This window comes from Rhodococcus sp. C26F, from assembly GCF_053345925.1.
The window spans coordinates 182,467-202,313 of sequence record NZ_JBKFBA010000006.1; the positions used below are offsets into that span (position 1 = coordinate 182,467).

At 66.4% G+C, this 19,847-nt stretch carries 19 protein-coding genes; 9 read left to right on the forward strand and 10 right to left on the reverse strand.

The features are described from left to right. Positions 1–85 precede the first annotated feature (85 nt). Positions 86–1,060, forward strand: coding sequence for a cyclase family protein (locus tag ACLBYD_RS10480; RefSeq protein ID WP_447816375.1), 975 nt, complete (start codon positions 86–88; stop codon positions 1,058–1,060). Between the two features lie 8 nt (positions 1,061–1,068). After that, complete coding sequence (locus tag ACLBYD_RS10485; protein ID WP_447816376.1) at positions 1,069–2,727, forward strand: class I adenylate-forming enzyme family protein; 1,659 nt, start codon at positions 1,069–1,071, stop codon at positions 2,725–2,727. Positions 2,728–2,875: 148 nt separating this feature from the next. Here the strand turns inward: ACLBYD_RS10485 and ACLBYD_RS10490 are convergent, their stop codons facing one another. From ACLBYD_RS10490 to ACLBYD_RS10505, 4 genes are read right to left on the reverse strand one after another with little or no spacing between them, the layout of a single operon-like run. Beyond that, on the reverse strand, positions 2,876–4,306 hold the full coding sequence (locus ACLBYD_RS10490) for an MmgE/PrpD family protein (protein WP_447816377.1): 1,431 nt from the start codon (positions 4,304–4,306) through the stop codon (positions 2,876–2,878). Next, on the reverse strand, positions 4,303–5,139 hold the full coding sequence (locus ACLBYD_RS10495; RefSeq protein WP_447816378.1) for a cyclase family protein: 837 nt from the start codon (positions 5,137–5,139) through the stop codon (positions 4,303–4,305). Before ACLBYD_RS10495 ends, ACLBYD_RS10490 begins: the two co-directional genes overlap by 4 nt. Next, positions 5,136–5,978, reverse strand: a complete 843-nt coding sequence (locus tag ACLBYD_RS10500; protein ID WP_447816379.1) for an HpcH/HpaI aldolase/citrate lyase family protein — start codon at positions 5,976–5,978, stop codon at positions 5,136–5,138. The genes ACLBYD_RS10495 and ACLBYD_RS10500 overlap by 4 nt, the downstream gene beginning before the upstream one ends. Further along, entirely contained in the window at positions 5,975–6,769 is a 795-nt protein-coding gene (locus ACLBYD_RS10505) for an IclR family transcriptional regulator (protein WP_447816380.1), read from the reverse strand. Before ACLBYD_RS10505 ends, ACLBYD_RS10500 begins: the two co-directional genes overlap by 4 nt. Positions 6,770–7,035: 266 nt before the next feature. Between ACLBYD_RS10505 and ACLBYD_RS10510 the strand changes: the two genes are divergently transcribed. The 4 genes from ACLBYD_RS10510 to ACLBYD_RS10525 are packed head-to-tail and all read left to right on the forward strand — an operon-like array spanning position 7,036 to position 12,451. After that, complete coding sequence (locus tag ACLBYD_RS10510) at positions 7,036–8,403, forward strand: FAD-dependent oxidoreductase (RefSeq protein WP_447816381.1); 1,368 nt, start codon at positions 7,036–7,038, stop codon at positions 8,401–8,403. A gap of 37 nt (positions 8,404–8,440) precedes the next feature. Beyond that, a complete protein-coding gene (locus tag ACLBYD_RS10515) occupies positions 8,441–9,901 on the forward strand; it encodes a dihydroorotase (protein WP_447816382.1) in 1,461 nt (486 codons plus the stop codon). Positions 9,902–9,912: 11 nt separating this feature from the next. Then, positions 9,913–11,121 carry a CaiB/BaiF CoA transferase family protein gene (locus ACLBYD_RS10520; protein WP_447816383.1) on the forward strand — a complete coding sequence of 403 codons (1,209 nt, stop codon included), beginning with the start codon at positions 9,913–9,915 and terminating at the stop codon, positions 11,119–11,121. Between the two features lie 31 nt (positions 11,122–11,152). Beyond that, on the forward strand, positions 11,153–12,451 hold the full coding sequence (locus tag ACLBYD_RS10525; RefSeq protein ID WP_447816384.1) for an MFS transporter: 1,299 nt from the start codon (positions 11,153–11,155) through the stop codon (positions 12,449–12,451). A gap of 160 nt (positions 12,452–12,611) precedes the next feature. On the opposite strand, the gene ACLBYD_RS10530 is transcribed toward ACLBYD_RS10525, so the two are convergent. From ACLBYD_RS10530 to ACLBYD_RS10540, 3 genes are all read right to left on the reverse strand, one after another. Next, complete coding sequence (locus ACLBYD_RS10530; RefSeq protein ID WP_060653105.1) at positions 12,612–13,073, reverse strand: SRPBCC family protein; 462 nt, start codon at positions 13,071–13,073, stop codon at positions 12,612–12,614. Then, positions 13,070–14,059 carry a patatin-like phospholipase family protein gene (locus ACLBYD_RS10535; protein ID WP_447816386.1) on the reverse strand — a complete coding sequence of 330 codons (990 nt, stop codon included), beginning with the start codon at positions 14,057–14,059 and terminating at the stop codon, positions 13,070–13,072. The genes ACLBYD_RS10530 and ACLBYD_RS10535 overlap by 4 nt, the downstream gene beginning before the upstream one ends. After that, the gene (locus tag ACLBYD_RS10540) at positions 14,056–14,511 is read right to left on the reverse strand and encodes a hypothetical protein (RefSeq protein ID WP_447816387.1); all 456 of its coding nucleotides are present in this window, start codon (positions 14,509–14,511) and stop codon (positions 14,056–14,058) included. The genes ACLBYD_RS10535 and ACLBYD_RS10540 overlap by 4 nt, the downstream gene beginning before the upstream one ends. A gap of 92 nt (positions 14,512–14,603) precedes the next feature. Here ACLBYD_RS10540 and ACLBYD_RS10545 point away from each other — a divergent pair, with 92 nt between their 5' ends. Then, positions 14,604–15,332, forward strand: coding sequence for a helix-turn-helix transcriptional regulator (locus ACLBYD_RS10545; protein WP_447816388.1), 729 nt, complete (start codon positions 14,604–14,606; stop codon positions 15,330–15,332). A gap of 46 nt (positions 15,333–15,378) precedes the next feature. Here the strand turns inward: ACLBYD_RS10545 and ACLBYD_RS10550 are convergent, their stop codons facing one another. Further along, on the reverse strand, positions 15,379–15,705 hold the full coding sequence (locus tag ACLBYD_RS10550) for a DUF6285 domain-containing protein (RefSeq protein WP_447816389.1): 327 nt from the start codon (positions 15,703–15,705) through the stop codon (positions 15,379–15,381). Positions 15,706–15,828: 123 nt separating this feature from the next. Here ACLBYD_RS10550 and ACLBYD_RS10555 point away from each other — a divergent pair, with 123 nt between their 5' ends. Then, the gene (locus ACLBYD_RS10555) at positions 15,829–17,676 is read left to right on the forward strand and encodes a flavin-containing monooxygenase (RefSeq protein WP_447816390.1); all 1,848 of its coding nucleotides are present in this window, start codon (positions 15,829–15,831) and stop codon (positions 17,674–17,676) included. Between the two features lie 77 nt (positions 17,677–17,753). Here the strand turns inward: ACLBYD_RS10555 and ACLBYD_RS10560 are convergent, their stop codons facing one another. Further along, positions 17,754–18,338 (reverse strand): dihydrofolate reductase family protein, encoded by a 585-nt coding sequence (locus tag ACLBYD_RS10560; RefSeq protein WP_447816391.1) that lies wholly within the window; start codon positions 18,336–18,338, stop codon positions 17,754–17,756. Positions 18,339–18,433: 95 nt separating this feature from the next. On the opposite strand from ACLBYD_RS10560, the gene ACLBYD_RS10565 reads away from it, so the two are divergent. Beyond that, complete coding sequence (locus ACLBYD_RS10565; RefSeq protein WP_447816392.1) at positions 18,434–19,159, forward strand: TetR/AcrR family transcriptional regulator; 726 nt, start codon at positions 18,434–18,436, stop codon at positions 19,157–19,159. Positions 19,160–19,240: 81 nt separating this feature from the next. Here ACLBYD_RS10565 and ACLBYD_RS10570 read toward each other — a convergent pair whose 3' ends face one another. Further along, entirely contained in the window at positions 19,241–19,492 is a 252-nt protein-coding gene (locus ACLBYD_RS10570; RefSeq protein ID WP_060653111.1) for a DUF6480 family protein, read from the reverse strand. Between the last annotated feature and the right edge of the window lie 355 nt (positions 19,493–19,847).

Below are 19,847 nucleotides of genomic sequence, written 5' to 3' on the forward strand. Positions count from 1 at the left end.
ACCGTTGACGTCACCATGTGTGACGTGCACCATAAGCGACACCGAGCGTGTGCTCGCTTCCGCTGTTTATCCGATGGAGGACAACATGACCGAGGTCGACGCTCCCGCAATGCGTGAACTGCTCGGAGAGAAAGCGCCGAGCAATTGGGGCAAGTGGGGACCCGACGACGAGCTGGGTGCACTGAACTACCTCGATGCACGGGAGGTTCTGCGCGGCGTCCAGCACGTCGAGTCGGGCGAGACCTTCACACTCCAGATCCACATGGGACGCGCCGAGAGCCCGGGCGACCCGCTCTGGCCGGGTCGCGAGGGAATCAAGCGGCAGAACGTGCTGGACGAGAGTTCCTGGGATGGCGACGGGGCTCCGTCCTTCCCGGGTGGTCTGCACTACGCCGACGACACCGCCTTGGTCTTCCTCCAGGGATCGACCCAGTACGACGCACTCGGACATGTCTGGTACGACGGCAAACTCTGGAACGGATACGACGCCCGCAGCACCGTCGGAGGGATGGACAAAGCCTCCGTACTCCCGATCGCGGAGAAGGGCGTCGTCGGTCGCGGTGTCCTCATCGACATGGCCCGCCATCGCGGGAAGCCCTATCTCGACAAGGGTGAAACCTTCGATCATCGCGACCTCGAGGAGGCTGCGACCGCCCAGGGCGTGACCATCGAGCCGCACGACATCCTGATCATCCGCACCGGATGGCTCAGGTACTGGTACGAGCTGAACAACCCCGAGCAGTTCTACGACGGATTCTGCGAGCCCGGCCTGACCTACTCCCCCGAACTCGTGGAGTGGTTCCAGGACAAGGAGATTCCGAACCTGGTGACCGACACGATCGCCAACGAGGTCACCTACGACCCGCAGAGCGGCGTCGCGCTGCCACTGCACTGCGCGCTGATGCGCAACCTCGGTGTCACGCTGACGGAGATCGCCTGGCTCGACGACCTCGCCGACGCCTGTGCCGCGGACGGCCGATGGAGCTTCCTCTACACCGCCGCGCCACTGAAGATCGTCAACGGCACCGGCGCCCCGGTGAATCCCATCGTCATCCGCTGAGGCGAACCATGACCATCTACGACGACAAGGTGTGGTTGTCGCAGTACGACGCTGCGCAACGGCAACCACGCACGATCGAGTTCGATAATGCCCTGGCGATGTTCCGGGCGACCGTCGACCGCACTCCGGACGCCGACATCATCCGTTACTTCGACGGCCGGATCACCGCAGGCGAACTCGACGAACTGAGCGACGCCTTCGCCGCCGGCATCCTCGACGCCGGGTTCCGTCCGGGTGAACGGGTCGCGATCTACGCACAGAACGTGCCGCAGTTCGTCATCGCCCAACTCGGAACGTGGAAGGCCGGCGGTATCGCGGTGTCCGCCAACCCGATGTACCGCGAACGCGAACTCGAGGAGATCCTGCGCGACTCCGGTGCCACGGTCCTCGTGGCGCTGCAATCCCTCTACACCGAGGTGGCAGCGAAGGTCGTCGAGTCGACCGACGTGCGCACCGTGATCACGACATCGGAACTGGAGTACCAGAGTGCGAACAGCGGCACCCTCGCCGGCGTCGAACGCGTCGCGTGCGCGGGCACCACGGACATGGCGGAGATACTCGCGGCCTTCCGGGGTCGGACCGTCCCTCCTGCCGAGATCGGCCCGGACACGGTCGCTTTCCTGACGTACACCTCCGGGACCACCGGCCCACCGAAGGGCGCGATGACCACCCACCGCAACGTGGCGTTCAATGCGCAGACCTACCGGGACTGGATCGACATCGGTCCCGACGACGTCGTCCTCGGCGTCGCTCCGCTGTTCCACATCACCGGACTCGTCGGCCATATCGCCCTGTCGCTGCTGACCGGCGCACCGCTGGTCCTGATGTACCGCATGGATCCGGCCGACACCATCGACACCATCGAACAGCAACGCGCCACGTTCACCGTCGGATCGATCACGGTGTTCATCGCGCTGATGAACGCCTCGAACGCGAGCAAGGAGGCCCTGGCGAGCCTGACCAAGATCTACTCGGGCGGAGCGCCGATCCCACCGAGCACCATCGCGGCGTTCGAGGAGAGGTTCGGCCACTACATCCACAACATCTACGGACTCACCGAAACGACTTCCCCGTCGCACGGGGTGCCGCTCGGCAAGCGGGCTCCGGTCGACGAACTGACCGGAGCGACTTCCGTGGGCGTGCCGGTCTACGACACCGTCGTGCGGATCGTCGACGACAACGGCAACGACCTTCCGCCGGGCGAGGTCGGGGAACTCGTGACGGCGGGACCGCAGGTGGTGGCGGGATATTGGAACAAGCCCGAGGCCACGGCGAACTCGATCCCCAACGGAGTGCTGCACACCGGCGACGTGGGCTACATGGACAGCGACGGCTGGTTCTACATCATCGACCGCAAGAAGGACCAGATCAACGCCAGTGGCTACAAGGTCTGGCCGCGCGAGGTCGAGGACGTGCTCTACGAACACGACGCTGTTCGCGAAGCTGCGGTGGTCGGTGTGCCCGACGAGTACCGCGGGGAGACGGTCAAGGCTTTCGTCAGCCTCCGCCCCGGAGCCACGGTCACGCCCGATGAGCTGATCGCGTTCACGAAGAAGCGACTGGCCGCCTACAAGTGCCCGCGCTTCGTCGAGATCATCTCCGACATTCCCAAGACGGCGACGGGTAAATTGCTGCGCCGCGAGCTACGAACGACGACACCGTCCTGACGGTGGTCACAGCGTTCCTCGCCCGCATGCGCGATCCTCAGGGTCCTGCGGCGAAGGCGAGCCTTCTCGGTACAGAGCTACCGAGAAGGGCCCGCCTTTTCGCGTGCCGGCCGGACGGCACGCAATCCCGACCCGCACGTTGCACCGATCAACCGCGCACGGTCGCCATCAGGGCGTCGAGTGACTCGGCGGCGGGGAGCGCCAGCGCGGCTCCGGCGACCTCTGCGGCACTCTCCGGCGACAACCGTCCTTCGACATTGAGATCGAACTTCATCGTGAGCTCGTCGTCGGAGAGCGGGTTCGCCGGACCACCCCGGTTGTGGTCGACGCTAGCCTCGTGCCAGGAACCGTCCCGGATACGTACCCGGAGCACCGCCGGGAACTGATGCGGGTAGATCTCGTCGCAGCGGTCGTCGCTGTAACTCGTGACCAGCCGCGCGAGTTCGAGTGTGCGCGGATCCTTCGCGGCCTCGTCGGTGAAATCGGCATGTCCCACACCGAGCCCCGAGCCGCCGAGCAATGCTCGTGCAACGGTGAACGGGCCCGAGAAGGCCGCGTGGTAACCGGATTCGGGAGCAGCCTTCGACGCCGGCGGCTCGGCGATCGTGCGCAGTACCGGCTTCGGCACGCCGAGCTGGATTTCCACGATATCGGCCGGGTCCAGGCCGTCGCGGACGAGCGCTCGTGCGGCGTCGATACCGGCGTGAGTGAAGTGGTTGCACGGATAGGGCTTGAAGAAGATACCCGGCAGTTCCCAGTGCTCGCCCAGTCCGTCCAGCACCTTCGCGGTGTCGGCCCGATCGCCGCAGAAGGCGTGCAGGAATCCGAAGCGTCCTTCGATCACGGTCGGCGGTCCCGTCAGCCCGGCCCGAGCGAACTCTGCCGAGGTGACACCGGAGTGCGCCGCCCATCCGCAGTGCGTCCGCTTGACCGTGCCGCCGGTGCGGTTGGCTTCGAGCAATCCGGCGCCGAAGCTCGCGGCGATGCCCATGGCGTCCGCGATACCTTCGGCGTCGAGTCCGTACAGCATCGCTGCGGCGGCAGCCGAACCGACGGCACCGCAGATGGAGGTCGCGTGCTGGCCACGTTCGAAGAACTCGGAGTTGCCGAGTTCCTCGTCGTAGCCGCCCATACCGAGGCGAACCACGATCTCGATACCCACACCCGCGGCGTCGAGAACGGCTGCACCGGAGGCTCCCACGGCTTCACCCACAGCGAGCGCCGCCGGGATCACCGAGGCCGAAGGGTGCAGCACCGACGGCAGGTGGGTGTCATCGGAGTCCATCGAGTGGGCGAGTGTGCCGTTGACCAACGCGGCAGTGGCCGCCGGGAATCGTTCTCCGGTGCCGATACCGGTGGCCGCGGTTGCGCCGGACCAGTTGCGTGCCACCTCGGTGACGGCGCGAGCGGACGGCTGGTTGTGCGCCGCGAGAGAGTTTCCGAGCAGGTCGAGTACCCGGCGCGCGACGTCCTTGCGCAGTTCCGCGGGCAGTCCCGTGGTACGGATGTCGGCGGCGAGAGCTGCGAGCCGGCCGACGACCGTTCCGGTCAGGTCGTGTCGGGTCTCGGTGCTGGTCACGAGGCCACCACCGCGACGGGGCGCACGGGCGAACCGGTACCGCCGGTGATGCGTAGCGGTGCCATGACGAACGTGAACTCGGTCAGGCCGCGGGCGCTGGCGTCCTCGAGGTTCAGGTGCTCGATGATGTGGATTCCGTTCTCCACCAGCAGCACTCGGTGAACCGGAAGAACGCTGTGTCCCTTGCCCGCCGGGATGTGTTCGAAGGCGGTCGTGTCTGCGCCGGCGGCGGCGATGCCGCTGGCCGCGAGCCACTGGCCCGCACCGACATCGGCACCCGGAACACCGTCCTGCTGTCCGAGATAGCGCTGCGGATCGTCGAAGTGCCGGGCCCACCCGGTACGGATCAGCACGACATCACCGCGGCGCGGCGTCACACCGGCGGCGTCGGCCGCATCGCGCAGGTCCTGTTCGGTGACCGCCTGCCCCGCTTCGAGAGAGTCGACCCCGTGGACGCGGGCGACGTCGAGGAGCAGTCCGCGACGAAGCATGAAGGGGATGGACTCGGCGCCGAGCTGGGAGAACTTTCCGCCGCGCTGGGCTTCCTCGGCGTCGATGCCGCCGTGCAGTTTCCCCTCGTGGCTGACGTGGGAGAGCGCGTCGACGTGGGTGCCGACGTGTCCGCCGGTCACGATGATCTCGTTCGATGCCGATCCGCCGTCGGGCCGGACCATGTCGCCGTGCCGGCGGATGAGCGTCATCCGGAATCCGGGATGATTCGGTGAGCAGGGCATACCGGTCGTGTGGGGATGTCCGAGCTCGACGATGTCGACGTCGGTGTCGACGACCGCGTTCAGCAGTGCGTCGGGACCGGCGATGGTTTGTTCGGTCATGATGTGACTCCTCGTACTGTGATGGCCTGGGCTCGGTCGAGAACGACGCGAGCGTTCGCAACGACCGCCGGGTCGATGAATCTGCCGTTCTCGTCGAGAACTGCGGACTCCCCCGCTGTCGAGGACGCGGACGCGTCGTCGACTATTCGCTGCGCCCGCTCTCGTTCTTCGGCCGAGGGCGTGTAGGCCTCGTTGACAATGTCGATCTGTTTCGGGTGGACGACGGAGCGTCCGAAGAATCCCTGGATACGGCCGACTCGGGACGATTCCGCGAGCCCGTCCAGGTCGTTCACTGCGGTCCAGACACTCTGGATCGGCGACGACAGTCCCGCTGCGCGTGCGGCCGTGACGATCCAGCCGCGCGCCCAGGCCAGTCCGTCGGGTTCGGTACGCAGGTCCGCGGCGAGGTCGGCTTCACCGAGTGCGATTCCGGTGACGCGGTGGTGGCATCGCGCGATCTGCGGTGCGGCGAGCAGGCCCGCAGCGGATTCGATGATCGCGTGGACCGGACAGTCGAGCCGACCCGCGGTCGCCGCAACGGTATCGGGATCGTCGGCCTTCGGCAGTCGAACGCCGGCCGGGGTTCCATCGGCGGCCGACAACGCGGTGATCTCGTCGTCGAGCCACTGCGATCCGATGGCGTTGAGCCGCAACCAGACCACGCGGTCGGCGGGTGCGCTGTGTACGGCCGCGATGGCGTTGTCGAGTGCGCGTTTCTTCGCATCGACGGGTACTGCGTCCTCGAGGTCGATGACGACGGCATCGGCAGCACTGTCGAGCGCCTTCCCGATGCGGTCCGCGCGATGCCCCGGGACGTACAACCAGCTGCGGGGCGTCATACCGGCTCCCGCACCGGGGCGTGAACCTGCCGGTATCCGAGCGCGCGCGAAACCCTTTGCGCCGCTTCGACGAGCGCGTCCTCATAGCGGTCGAACGCCTCGTCGGTCATGCGGTAGCTCGGTCCGCAGACCGACAGCGAGCCGACCACTGTGCCGTCGGCACCGAAGACCGGCGCTGCGATCGAGGCCGCGCCTTCCTGGCGTTCGCCGGTCGATCGGCACACACCGCGTTCACGCGCCTCCTTCAGTACTGCGCGCAGCGCGGCCGGATCGGTGATGGTCTTCCCGGTCAGGCGCGTCAATTGCCGGGACAGCACGTCCTCCTGCTCGGACTCCGACAGGTACGCGAGGATGATGCGTCCCGAGGACCCGCTGTACAGCTCGAAGCGACGCCCCAACTCCACGGTCATCTTGATTTCCTGGGTGCTCTCGACCTGGTCGAGGTAGACCCGTCCGCCCGGCAACCGGCCGGTCACCGTCGCGGTCTCGCCGGTGGCACGTTGGAGGTCTTCCAGGGCACTGCGGGCGACACGACGCAACGGAGACACATCCAGTGCACGGGCCCCGAGCGTGGCAGCGGCGGGACCGAGCAGATAGCGGCGGGTCGAGGGCTCATAGAGCAGTAGACCGCATTCGACGAAGGTCGTGAGGATGCGGTGGGTGACCGCCTTGGAGATCCCCGTGGAGCGGGCGATCTCCGAGACGCCGAGCGCGCTCGACCGACGACCGAATTCGAGCAGCACTTCTGCGGCTCGCGCGGCGGAGGTGGTGCCGCCAGTTGAGGACTCCATTGTGGCTCCGTTCGCCGGTCGGTTCGGATGGTGAACACCTTGTCAGGTCTGCTGGACATGCTGCGGGAGCGGCACGACCGTTCAAGGGCCTTGGACACTTTGTACCGCTTAGCGAAACGATTGTCCAGACATGACCACTCGGGTTACATCGAAGTTTCCCAGCATAATTCGCGCAATTTCCACTTGCGCATCAATTCGAGGAGGCGCATAGTGCAGGAGATCACTTTCCAGTGTTCCGCTGAGCGAAACACCATCTAGGAGGCAGTGTGACAAGTCCGGAATTCGACCTCGTCGTCGCCGGCGCGGGCGGCGGACTCGTCGCGGCCCTGCGTGCCGCGGAACTGGGCGCGAACGTTCTGGTCATCGACGCCGACGAACACTTCCAGCGCGGCAACAACACCTCGATGTGCACGGCGATGATCCCCGCCGCGGGGACACGCTGGCAGGATGCGGCCGGTGTCGAGGACGATCCGCACCGCTTCCTCGACGACATCACCCGCAAGACCGTAGGTACGGCCGATCAGCGGGTCGCTCGGGTGCTGACCGAGGTCAGCGGCGCACTGGTCACCTGGTTGGCCGACGTCCAGGGCCTCGACCTCGAGCTCGTCACCGACTTCCGCTATCCGGGACACACCGCCGACCGCTGCCACAGCATTCCCGGCCGCCACGGCTCCCACTTGCTGCGTCACCTGGTGCACCGCGCCCAGGCACATCCTCGGATCGAACTGATCGCCCCGATGAGTCTGCGCGAGGTCCACACCGTCGACGGCCGCGTGACCGGAGTAGAGATCGCCACCCCCGACGGAAACGCCGAACGGCTCACGACCGGGGCCGTGCTTCTGGCGACGAACGGCTTCGGTGCCGACCGCGACCTGGTCCGGGCCCACATGCCCGAGATCGCGGACGCCCACTACCACGGTGGTCAGTTCAGCCGTGGCGATGCGCTCCGCATCGGCGGGCGACTCGGAGCCGACACCGGTTTCCTCGACGCCTACCAGGGCCACGCTGCGCTTTCGTCGCGCAGTCAGACGCTCGTCGGCTGGGCGACTGTGGTCCACGGCGGAATCGTCGTCGACAGCACCGGCCGACGATTCGCCCCCGAGACCACCGGTTACTCGGAATTCGCCGCCCTGCTCGCCGCCCGACCCGGATCTGCCGGCTGGATCATCATCGACGAGCACATCGAAGAACTGTGCTCGGTGTTCGACGATTTCCGCACCGTCGCCGAGAGCGGGTCGCTGGTGCGGGCCGCCACGTCCACCGACCTCGCCGACGCCATCGGGGTGCCCGCATCAGCACTCGAGGACGAGCTCACTGCCGCCCACAGCGCCGCGGCCGGACTCGAGCCCGATCGACAAGGACGCACCGATACCCGACACCCCCTGACCGCGCCCTACATCGCGATCGCCGTCAAACCGGCACTGTTCCACACCCAGGGCGGACTCGTCGTCGACGAACACGCCCGCGTACTCGCCCACGGAGCCCCCATTCCCGGCCTGTACGCATCCGGCGGCGCCGCCGTCGGAATCTCCGGTTACGGAGCCGGCGGCTACCTCGCCGGCAACGGTCTCATCACCGCGCTCGGTCTGGCCTATCTCGCCGCCGAGCACGTGAGCAGCACCGTAACCGTTTGAAACGCACCACCTGTCCCGATACTCCCCAGGAGATGACATGACCAGCTACCTCATCAAGAACGGCACCGTCGTCCGCACCGAGGACACCGCGGCCGCGGAAGGCGACATCGCCGACGTCCTCGTCGTCGACGGCAAGATCGCCGCCATCGGCCCCGAGCTCCAGGCCGACGGTGCCGAGATCGTGGACGCGACCGACAAGCTGGTGTTCCCCGGTGTCGTCGACGCCCATCAGCACTGGGGCATCTACAACCCGCTCTCCGAGGACACCCACACGGAGTCCCGGGCCAGCGCGCAGGGCGGTGTGACGACCGCACTGACCTACATGCGCACCGGCCAGTACTACCTGAACAAGGGTGGTGCCTACGCCGATTTCTTCCCCGAGGTCCTCGAGGCCTCCGCCGGGCGCAGCTACATCGACTACGCGTTCCATCTCGCCCCGATGTCCAAGCAGCACATCGGTGAGATTCCCGCGCTCGCGTCGGAGCAGGGTGTCACGTCCTTCAAGATCTTCATGTTCTACGGCAGTCACGGCCTGCACGGGCGCTCCACCTCGCAGAGCGACTTCCTGATGATCCCTGAGGATGAGCGTTACGACATCGCGCACTTCGAGTTCGTCATGCGGGGCGTCCAGAAGGCCCGCGAGCAGTTCCCCGAGCTCGCTCCGCACATCTCGCTGTCGCTGCACTGCGAGACCGCCGAGATCATGAGCGCCTACACCAAGATCGTCGAGCAGGAGGGCAAGCTCAGCGGCCTCGCCGCCTACAGCGCCTCCCGGCCTCAGCACTCCGAGGGCCTGGCCGTGACCATTGCGTCCTTCCTCGCCGACGAGACCGGCCTGCCGAACATCAACCTGCTGCACCTGAGCTCGGCGAAGGCACTGAAGGCCGCGATGAAGATGGCCGAGGCCTTCCCGCACGTGAACTTCCGTCGCGAGGTCACCATCGGCCACCTGCTCACCGACATCGACAACGCCAACGGGCTCGGCGCCAAGGTCAACCCGCCGATCCGTCCGCGCGAGGACGTCGAGGCGCTGTGGGAGCACCTGCTCGCCGGCAACATCGACTGGGTCGTCTCCGACCACGCCTGCTGCAAGGAGGAGGTCAAGTTCGGTGAGGACCGCGACGACGTGTTCGCCGCCAAGTCCGGCTTCGGCGGAACCGAATACCTCCTGCCGGGCCTGATCAGCGAAGGCCGCAAGCGTGGACTGTCCCTGCGCCGCATCGCTCAGTTGCTCTCCTCCAACCCGGCCGACCGTTACGGTCTGCCCGGCAAGGGACGACTCGCCGAGGGCGCCGACGCCGACATCGCGATCATCGATCCCAACCGCACCTGGACCGTGCGCGCGGCCGATTCCGAATCCACCCAGGAGTACACGCCTTTCGAGGGATTCGAGCTCACCGCTGCGGTGACCGACACCTTCGTGCGCGGCAACCGGGTCCTGGCCGACGGAGCGGTCACCGGCACGCCTGCCGGCCGTTACCTCGCCCGCCCGTACTGAGGAGAGACCCGTTGACCGACGACAAGCTCCCTGCCGGTCCCCTGCGCGGGATCAAGGTCCTCGACGCGTCCACCATCCTTGCCGGGCCGCTCGCCGCGCAGATCCTGGGTGACTTCGGCGCGGAGGTCATCAAGATCGAACATCCGGCGAAGCCGGACGGAATGCGCGGGCACGGCCTGGACAAGAACGGCGTCCCGCTCTGGTGGAAGATGGTCAGCCGCAACAAGCAGACCGTCACCTTGAACCTGAGCACATCGGAAGGCCAGGAGATCTTCCGCGATCTCGCCGCCGAAGCCGACGTGGTGGTCGAGAACTTCCGACCCGGCACGTTCGAGCGTTGGGGCCTGTCCTATGCCGAACTCGCCGAGCGGAATCCCGCCCTGATCATGTTGCGGGTCACCGGTTTCGGACAGCAGGGACCGTATGCGACACGTCCCGCGTTCGGCACGCTGGTGGAATCGATGAGCGGCTTCGCCCATCTCACCGGCCACCCCGACGGCCCTCCCACCCTGCCGGCATTCGGCCTCGCCGACTCCATCGCCGGAGTCGCCGGGTCCTCGGCGGTGTCGATGGCATTGTTCGAGCGTGAACGCAACGGCGGTACCGGTCAGGAGATCGACCTAGATCTCCTCACACCGATCATGACCGCCGTCGGCCCCGGCGTGATCTACGCCGATCAGCTGGGCATCGACCAACAGCGCACCGGCAACCGATCGCAGAACAATGCCCCGCGAAATCTCTACCGCACCAAGGACGACCACTGGGTAGCCGTGTCCACGAGCGCACAAGCGATCGCCGAACGGGTACTGCGCCTGGTGGGGCATCCCGAGGTCATCGACGAAGACTGGTTCGCCACCGGCCGCACCCGCGCCGAGCACGCGGACCTGCTCGACAAGTACGTCGGCGACTGGATCGCCGACTGTACTCGCGACGAGGTCGTCGTCGCCTTCGAGGAGGCCGGCGCCGCCGTGGCACCGGTCTACCGACCCAGTGACCTGCTGACAGATCCGCAGGTCGTCGCGACCGACATGGTCACCACCGTCGACGACGACGAACTCGGCCCCGTGCGCATGCAGAACGTCATGTGGCGCATGGGCCGATCCCCCGGTGCGATCCGACACACCGGTCGACCTGCCGGCGCCGATACCGACAGGGTTCTCTCCCACCTCGGGCGCAGCCCCGAGGACATCGACGAACTGCGGGCCCGGGGCGTCATCTGACCCTGCGACTGCGTCATCCGAGGAGTTCGCTATGAAATCGCGTTGGTGGACCATCGCCATCATTCTGGGCCTGGTAATCGTCAACTACATCGATCGCAGTGCCATCTCGTTCGCAGCATCCGATCTGCGCTCCGAGTTCGGGATCACTCCCGGTGAGTACGGCATCATCAGTTCCGCATTCTCGATCGGCTACATGCTCTTCGCTCTCCTGTCGGGACCGCTGGTCGACCGTTACGGTTCCCGGCGCGTGCTCATCGTGGGCATGTTCATCTGGGCCGCCGCAACGGCACTGACCCCGTTCGCCGGCGGGTTCATCGGCCTGATCCTGCTACGCATCCTCCTCGGAGCCGGTGAAGCGCCATGCTTCCCCGCAGCGACCCGCCTCGTCAGCCGTTGGCTGCCGGCGCAGGAACGAGGCAAGGCGCTGGCCCTGATCGGCGGTGTGGCGGTCTCCGGCAGCCTGCTCGTCGGCGGACCGATCCTCACCCAGCTGATCGCCCTCACCGGCTGGAAGGCGATGTTCTGGATTCTGGCGATCGTCGGAGTCGTGTGGGTCGTGATCGCCTATCCGACGCTGAAGAACTCGCCGAGCGAGGCGAAGTTCGTGTCGAAGGAAGAACTGGACTACATCCGTGCCGGCCAGCTGGACGGTGAGGAGACCGGTCACGAGTCGAGCACCGACTGGGGCGAGATCCTCCGCAACCGCAATCTCTGGCTCGTCGGTCTCGGTTACTTCTCGTGGGGCTTCATGTTCTGGGCCTTCATGTACTGGCTCCCGCAGTACCTCGAGCACGAATTCGGTCTGTCCATCAAGGAGGTCGGTGCATTCTCCGTGGCGCCGTGGGCAGCCGGTGTGGTGGGCGCACTGCTCGGCGGAATCCTCGTCGACCGCGTGTACAAGCGCACGCAGAGCATCCGATCGCGATTCATCATCATCGGTGTCGCACTGCTGCTGGCGGGCGCGTCGATCGCACCGATCCTGTTCTTCCGCGGCAACATCGTCGTCGCACTGATCTGCATCTCCGCGGGCGTGGGCTTCGGCTTCATCACCGGCGGTATCTGGTGGGTCGCGTCCATCGATGCCGCCCCCAGCCAGCCCGGCACGGCCGCCGGTTTCGCCGATGCCTGCTTCGCGCTGTCCGGCATCGTCGCTCCGTCGGTCATGGGCTTCAGCGTCGCTCGTACCGGCACCTACGACGGCGGATTCCTGGTCATGACCGCCCTGTGTCTGATCGGTGCTGTCGCGATGCTGTTCTTCACCAAGGAACCGCCGCGGCTGCAGACATCGGACGACTCCGTCGACCACCGCGAGGCGGTCAAGCGCGTCTGACAGTGGTCCCCCTGCCGTGGCAGGGGCGATCGACGAATCGGACGGCGACGTCCACGTGAGAGGANGGCCCGAGCATTTCGGGCCGGTCCTTCGTCGTAGCTCCACGGTGAGAGGAACCGGTACCGTTGCAGGAACTGGTGACGTTGATGATGGAAAGGCCTCAGGGGGTGGGTCGGTCCACGTCCCCGCGCCACCCACCGGTCTCGTGTCCGCGCTGCTCGATGAACTCCTTGAATTTCCTCATGTCGTTCTTGACCCGGTTGCCGAGAACACCGAGTTTGTCGGCTACATTCTCGACGAATCCTTCCGGGTCGATGTCCATTTGGGCCGTCACTCGGGTCTTCTCGTCATCGAGACGATGGAACGTGATCACTCCCGCGTGGTTGGGTCCCGAATCCGACGTCCACGCCACCCGCTCATCCGGATGTTGCTCGGTGATGGTGGCATCGAACTCGCGGACCTGACCTGCGATATCGATCACCCAATGAACATGCGTGTCGTCGAGTTGCCGGATCTCTCGAACCCCTTCCATGAAATGAGGAAACGATTCGAATTGTGTCCACTGGTTGTATGCGACGCGGATCGGTACATCGACATCGATGGCTTCCGTGATTGTGCTCATGACGATCGCGTACCCCTTCCCTGAGAAGGCCACACCCGACCCGATGCCGCAGCTGTCGTGTATCCGTCTTCTGGCCTTGTCGGATCGGAACCGCGGCCGGGAATGCGACCGCTCGACGCGTCCGGCTCCCCGAGCCGGGGCCGGTGGTTGTGCAGGGACAGAATACGTTCGGGGTGGGGCCGCCGATCTCCCCTGGCGGCAATCCAGGCCTGCGTCGCCCGATGGGCCCGCTCGATCAACTCGCCGGCATGGCTGAAGTCGATCGGCGACACGGACACCGGACACAGCGGGGGTAGTACGTGCAGTTCGACCCGTTCGGAGAAGTCGGCGACCTCGAGCAGCAGGCGCTGGTGAGTGAGCAGAGTCAGAGCCTGCACCGCGGTAGCCAGCGCGGTGGTCGGGGGACGCGGCAAGGCACAGGCGTAGCCGGCAGGCAGTACCCACACGTCGTCCGCACCGAGGGCCACTGCTTGGGACAGAGCCGCATCGTCGGCGATACCCCCGTCGACGAGACTCAGACCCTCGCGTTGCACGGCGGGCAGAACACCGGGGACGGCGGCACTGGCGAGCACGGCACTGACGGCTTCACCCGTAGAGAGCAGCACCTCGCAGCCGGTGAGCAGGTCGGTGGCAACCAGGTGCACGGGGATCGCCGCGTCCTCGAGAGCACGGTAGGGCAGGTGTGATTCGATGAGCTGCCGCAGGTTCCGGTCGGAACACAGCGAGGAACGGAGTCCGGTCACGGCCAGTAGCTGACGTACCGGATCGAGGGGGAAGACGTCCTGTCGGCGCAGATTCCGCCAGATCGCCGCCAGTTCATCCAGAGCCGGGAGGCCGGTACCGCGACCGGCGACGTAGGCGGCGTTGAGCGCGCCGGCCGACGNCAGCAGATCGGGACGGATGCCTCGTTCGGTGAGCGCGTAGAGCATCCCCACCTCTACGGCACCGAGGCCGGCGCCGCCGCCGAGGACGAAGGCGGTGGTCATCGCCAGGGCGGGTCGTACACGGACGCCAACCGCGCCAGGGTCAGAGCCGCAAGCAGCAGTCCGACGTCTCGCAGGGCGACATCGTAGAAGCCGGGATAGCTCAGCAGGTTGATCACGATTCCCGCGAGCCAAGCGGCGACGATATAGGCCGCGTATCGCGGTTTGATCGCGACGGCGACACCGGCGACGATCTCGATCACCCCGACCACCAGCATCACCTGCTGCGCGCCGAGGGGACCGAGATCGACGATCCACGGCGCCAGATAGCCCTGCCAGGAGGTGAGCACGTTGGTGAACTTGTCGATGCCCATGACGATCGGGAGCACGGTGAACCCGATGCGTAGCAACACGAATGCCCCGTAGGCGGGATCACTGCGAGCGCGGTGCATCACGTCGCCATGTGCAGGTGCAACGGGCGCTGTGGAAGACGAGTGAGCTGCGGGAGTGGTCATCACGGACCCCCTTTGTAAAAACAATAGTTTATGTTTTTAGAATCCCGCTGCTAACCGTATTTGTCAATACTTTTTGGTGTTAGAGTCGGGACATGTCCACTCCCCGGTCTGCCGCCCCGACGGCGCTGGCGGCGTTGAGCAATCTGGACGATCCGTTGCGGCGCCGGTTGTTCGAGTACGTGGCCGAGAGCGAGGAACCGGTCTCGCGCGAGGAGGTGGCGGCTGCTCTCGATATCGGCCGGACCCTCGCGGCCTATCACCTCGACAGGCTCGCCGACGCCGGCCTGGTCACGGTCGACTACCAGCGGCCTGCCGGGCGCGGCGGCCCCGGCGCGGGACGCCCGGCGAAGGTCTACACGAGGACGACGACGGAAATGACCGTCAGCGTGCCGCCGCGCGACTACGAACTGCTCGCCCGGCTGCTCGTCTCCGCGGTCGAACAGGACACCGACGGAACGGTGCGAGCCGCGGTGAACGAAGCCGCACGCGACGCCGGACGACGAGCGGTCGCCGACTCGGGAGGCGACCTCCTGAAGGCGCTGCGCGGCTGCGGATACCTGCCCCGGGCCGACGACGACGGCCGCGTCCACCTACGCAACTGTCCCTTCCACCTCGTCGCCCAGGATCATCTGGATGTGGTATGCGGCTTGAATTTACGCCTGATCGAGGGGGTGATCGCCGGCAGTAACCACCGCGACGCGCATGCCGAACTGAACCCGCGGCCGGATCGGTGTTGTGTGGTGATCGAGTACGACGCCGAATCGCATCCTCGCTCGTCCGCACCGCCGGCGCCCATCGATGACGAAGCACATCCGGACTGAGCCCGACCGAGTCCGGTCTCACCGAGACGAGAGCACTACGAGTGGTTCACGCGGCGTACCCGGGGTTCGCGATCATGAGACGAGCCGCAACGGCCTGCCGCACCGCATCTGCGACGGACGACTCCCGCATCGTCCGTTTCCCGTCCCGCAGCGCCAGCGCCAACTCGGTTTCGTCGGCCACGCCCACTGCGTCGAGTGCGGCCCGGTGCCGCGCCTGCAGCCGACACCGAGTGGAACCGGCCGGTGAATCCGACTGCCATCTTCTGACGCCGTCTTCGGCTCTGCGTAGGCGGGCGAACGGCTGCGCCTCTCGCCGACGAACCCGGCCGGAGGCGCAGCCGTTTTCGTTCCGGGTGTTGCACCCATCACACACCCGACGTAACCTCGATCACAACTTGACGCACCGTCAAGTAATCTCGACAAGTCGTCCAGCCGCGTTTCCCATGAACCACAGCCCCGACCCGACTCAGGACGCACGCACGCAAAGGACTCCCCCATGGCGTTCACCCTCCCCGACTCGAAGCTCCCCCTCGACCTCGACTTCGACCCGCACCACCTGCGCGAACGCTTCGAGGTGGACAAGAAGAAGCGGATCCGGCCCGACACCCTCGCCCAGTTCCAGGGACTCTCCGACGTGTTCGAGGTCGACGATTGCGACCCCTTCGTCGAGGCGATCAATCGTGAACCCGTCACGGAGGAACTCGACGCCCTCGTTCTCGGCGGCGGCTTCGGCGGACTCACCGCCGGCGCCTACCTCACGCAGAACGACATCACGAACTTCCGCATCGTCGAATACGGCGGCGACTTCGGCGGCACCTGGTACTGGAACCGGTACCCCGGTGTGCAGTGCGACATCGAATCGCACATCTACATGCCGCTCCTCGAGGAAACGGGATACGTCCCCACCCAGCGCTACGCCGACGGCTCCGAGATCTTCGAACACGCCCAGCGCATCGGACGCCACTACGGCCTCTACGAGCGGACCTACTTCCAGACCCGCGCTACGCAGGCCACCTGGGACGAGGCCGAACAGCGCTGGGAGGTGACCACCGAGCGCGGCGACCGCTTCCTCACCAGGTTCCTCCTGCGTTCCAACGGCGCACTGACCAAGCCGCAGCTCCCCAAGGTCCCCGGCATCGGCGAATTCACGGGCAAGATCTTCCACACCAGCCGCTGGGACTACGACTACACCGGCGGATCGCCCGCCGGAAACCTCGAGAACCTGCGCGACAAGCGCGTCGCCGTCGTCGGCACCGGCGCCACCGGCGTCCAGGTCGTCCCCTACCTCGCCGCGGACGCGAAGGAACTCGTCGTAGTCCAGCGGACCCCGAGCGTCGTGCAGCCCCGCAACAACCGGAAGACCGACCCTGCCTGGGCGGCGTCGCTGAAGCCGGGCTGGCAGTACGAGCGACACGACAACTTCAACGGGATCATCTCCGGCCACGAGGTCGAGGGCAACCATGTCGACGACGGCTGGACGCACCTGTTCCCCGCCCTGAAGGGACAGCATCTGCTCGAGACGCCCATGGCGGAGTTGTCCCCGGGCGATCAGGCCGTCGTCGCCGAGATCGCCGACATGCAGCTGCTCATGAGCGCACACCGTCGGATCGACTCGATCGTCACCGACCCCGCCGTCGCCGACGGGTTGAAGCCGTGGTTCGGATACATGTGCAAGCGGCCCTGCTTCAACGACGAATACCTCGGCGCCTTCAACCGTGAGAACGTGACGCTGGCGGCCGCGCCGACGGGCATCGACGGCATCACGGTCGACGGCATCGTCGTCGGCGGCAAGCACTACGAGGTCGACTGCATCGTGTTCGCGACCGGATTCGAAACCGGGTCCGGCCCTGCCGGGATCTACGGCTACGACGTCCTCGGGCGCGACGGCCGGTCGATGCAGGAGTACTTCTCCGACGGCGCGAAGACCATGCACGGCTTCTTCACGCACGGTTTCCCGAACTTCGTCGAGCTGGGCATGAGCCAGACCGCCTACTACGTCAATTTCGTGTACATGCTCGATCGGAAGGCTCGGCACGCGGCGCGCCTGATCCGCCACGTGCTGGACAACGGGATCGGCTCGTTCGAACCGACCGTGGAGGCCGAGTCCTCGTGGGTCGCGAAGGTCCGCGCGTCGAACGAACCGCGCGTGGCGTACTGGGCGGCGTGCACGCCCGGCTACTACAACGGTCAGGGCGACGTGTCCAAGGCCGTGTTCAACGAGGTCTACAACTCGAGTGAGATCGACTTCTGGAACATGATCGAGGGCTGGTGGAAGGCCCTCGAGTTCGAGGGCCTGACATTCGAACCGTCTCGATCGGCGGTCCCCGTCGAGGTCCAGGCCTGATCGCGTCTCTATCGGGTCGTGAAGCGCTGTGCCGTGTGGCCACTGTTCGGTCGTCGACCGCGCAGTGGCCACACGCGCTATCGCCGGCGCACCGGATAGCGCAGGTGGAGAACCCTGTCGCCCTGGATCACCACCTCGGGATCGTCCAGCAGGTGCTGCGCGTGGACCGAACCGAAGTAGCGCTTCCCGGTTCCCAATACGACGGGCACGACATCCATGCGCACCTCGTCGACCAGGCCGGCGGCGAGCACCTGGCCTCCGACGTCGCCGGCGGCGACTTCGACGGTGCGGTCACCCGCGAGTTCCTGCGCCGTGGTCACGGCCGCGTCGATGCCGTCTACGAAGTGGAACGGCGCCTCGGGGTGCCATCCATCGGGCCTCGGCCGGTGCGAAACGACGACCACGTGGTCGACCCCGGCCGGCGGTTCTCCATCCCAGCCGTCGGTCATGTCGAAGACGTGCCGACCGGCGATCGTCACCCCGATCTCGTCCCAGTACGGCCGGATATAGTCGTAGGAGGTCCGGGACACCTTCACGAAGCCACTGTCGTCCAACGGAACGTCGCCACTGGTCAACCAGTCGAACAACGGTCCGGGCTGATCATTGTCGTCGGCGATGAAGCCGTCCACCGACACCGAGGCGTACATGACCACCTTGCCCATGGAACCCTCCTTGGAACGCGACGTGCCCGACGCTACCCCCGGGGCCGGTCCTGCCTGCCCCGATCCGACCGCAACGCGACACTAGGATGCGAGCCATGGAGTCGACCAAGTCCCCGTCAGCGGTGAGCGGCGGGGATGCCGGAGCACGGCTACCCGACCAGGACGTCGGGCGACGTCGGCGGATTCCGCGCGGCGAGGTCCAGCGGCAATCCATTCTCGACGCGTTCGAGCGGTGCCTGCGCGAGATGCCGGCCGTGGACATCTCGGTCAAGGACATCACCGAAGCTGCGGGAATCAAGCGACCGAACTTCTACTTCTATTTCGAGTCCAAGGACGAGGTCCTCGGCGAACTGGTCGGCAGAGCATGGGACGACTGGGCCGACAGCATCGGCGGCTACCACCGCCGCGCCGGTGAGTCCCACGCCGACTATTTCGACCGGCTCTTCGGCACGTCCTATCGCGCCTGGGTCGAGCGCGACCGCGTGATGGTCGCCGGCCTGCAAGCAGTCAACTACGACGACAAGCTCAACGCTCGGTGGACGTCGCTGGTCACCGATCTCAACGGCCAACTGGCAGCGCAGATGAGCAGGGACTCCGACGCCGGGGAGATCACTCCGCTCTCGGACGACCACGAGGGTCTGGTCACGACGCTGACCGACATGATCGTCATGGCGTTCTTCAAGGACCGATCGCTCAGGCCGCCCGAAGCCGAGTCGAGACGGATGCTGGCCGGCGTGAAGACGATCTGGCTCGGAACGTGGGGCGCGCCGAACCCGCCGTCGCATCGAATCGACCGATACGGCGGCGTGACGTCGTCGTGATGCGACCCGTCCCCGCCCTCCTCGACTACCGCAAGGCAATTCGTTCTTCCGGTACCTCTTCACCTTCGTTCCGTCGATCGTTCAGAACAGCCCGATTGCTCGAATGATCAGTCCGCCGGCCACCATCAAGGCCACGACCACTGCGATCACGATGGCGACGAGGGCGCCGGCACTGCGGCGCTGTGGCGGCTCGTGCTGCGGACCGCCCACAGAGGTCTCGGCGGGCGGAGTATCTCCGGGCGCCACCCCGCCTCCGGGTTCGAGACCAGGAGTGTTCGCGGGATCGGGGTTCTGCGGGTCGAACTCGGACGCGTCGGGATTCTCGTCAGCCATACTCTCCTGTACCCGATAATCGGCGCGCAACGCCTCGACTTTCTTCTGAACGTCGCCGCGCCGGCGAGTGTGCGGGTACAGCGCGTGGCACAACGGTTCGATGATCTCGGAATCGAACGTGGCCACCGATGCGCCCGGATAAGCTGAGATCGGCCGAACGATACACCGCTGCAGGCTCCGGGAGCCGGTAACGCCGCTGTTCCCAAGCCTTTTGACCTCGGGAGGAATCATGACCGACCCACAGCAGGATCCGAACAAGGACGAAGGCCAGGAAGGCCCGGCGGACGGCGGTGCAGTCGGCGTCCCGGGCGTTCACGACGGTGGCGCTGACGGAGGAGCCGACGGGGGCGCCGAC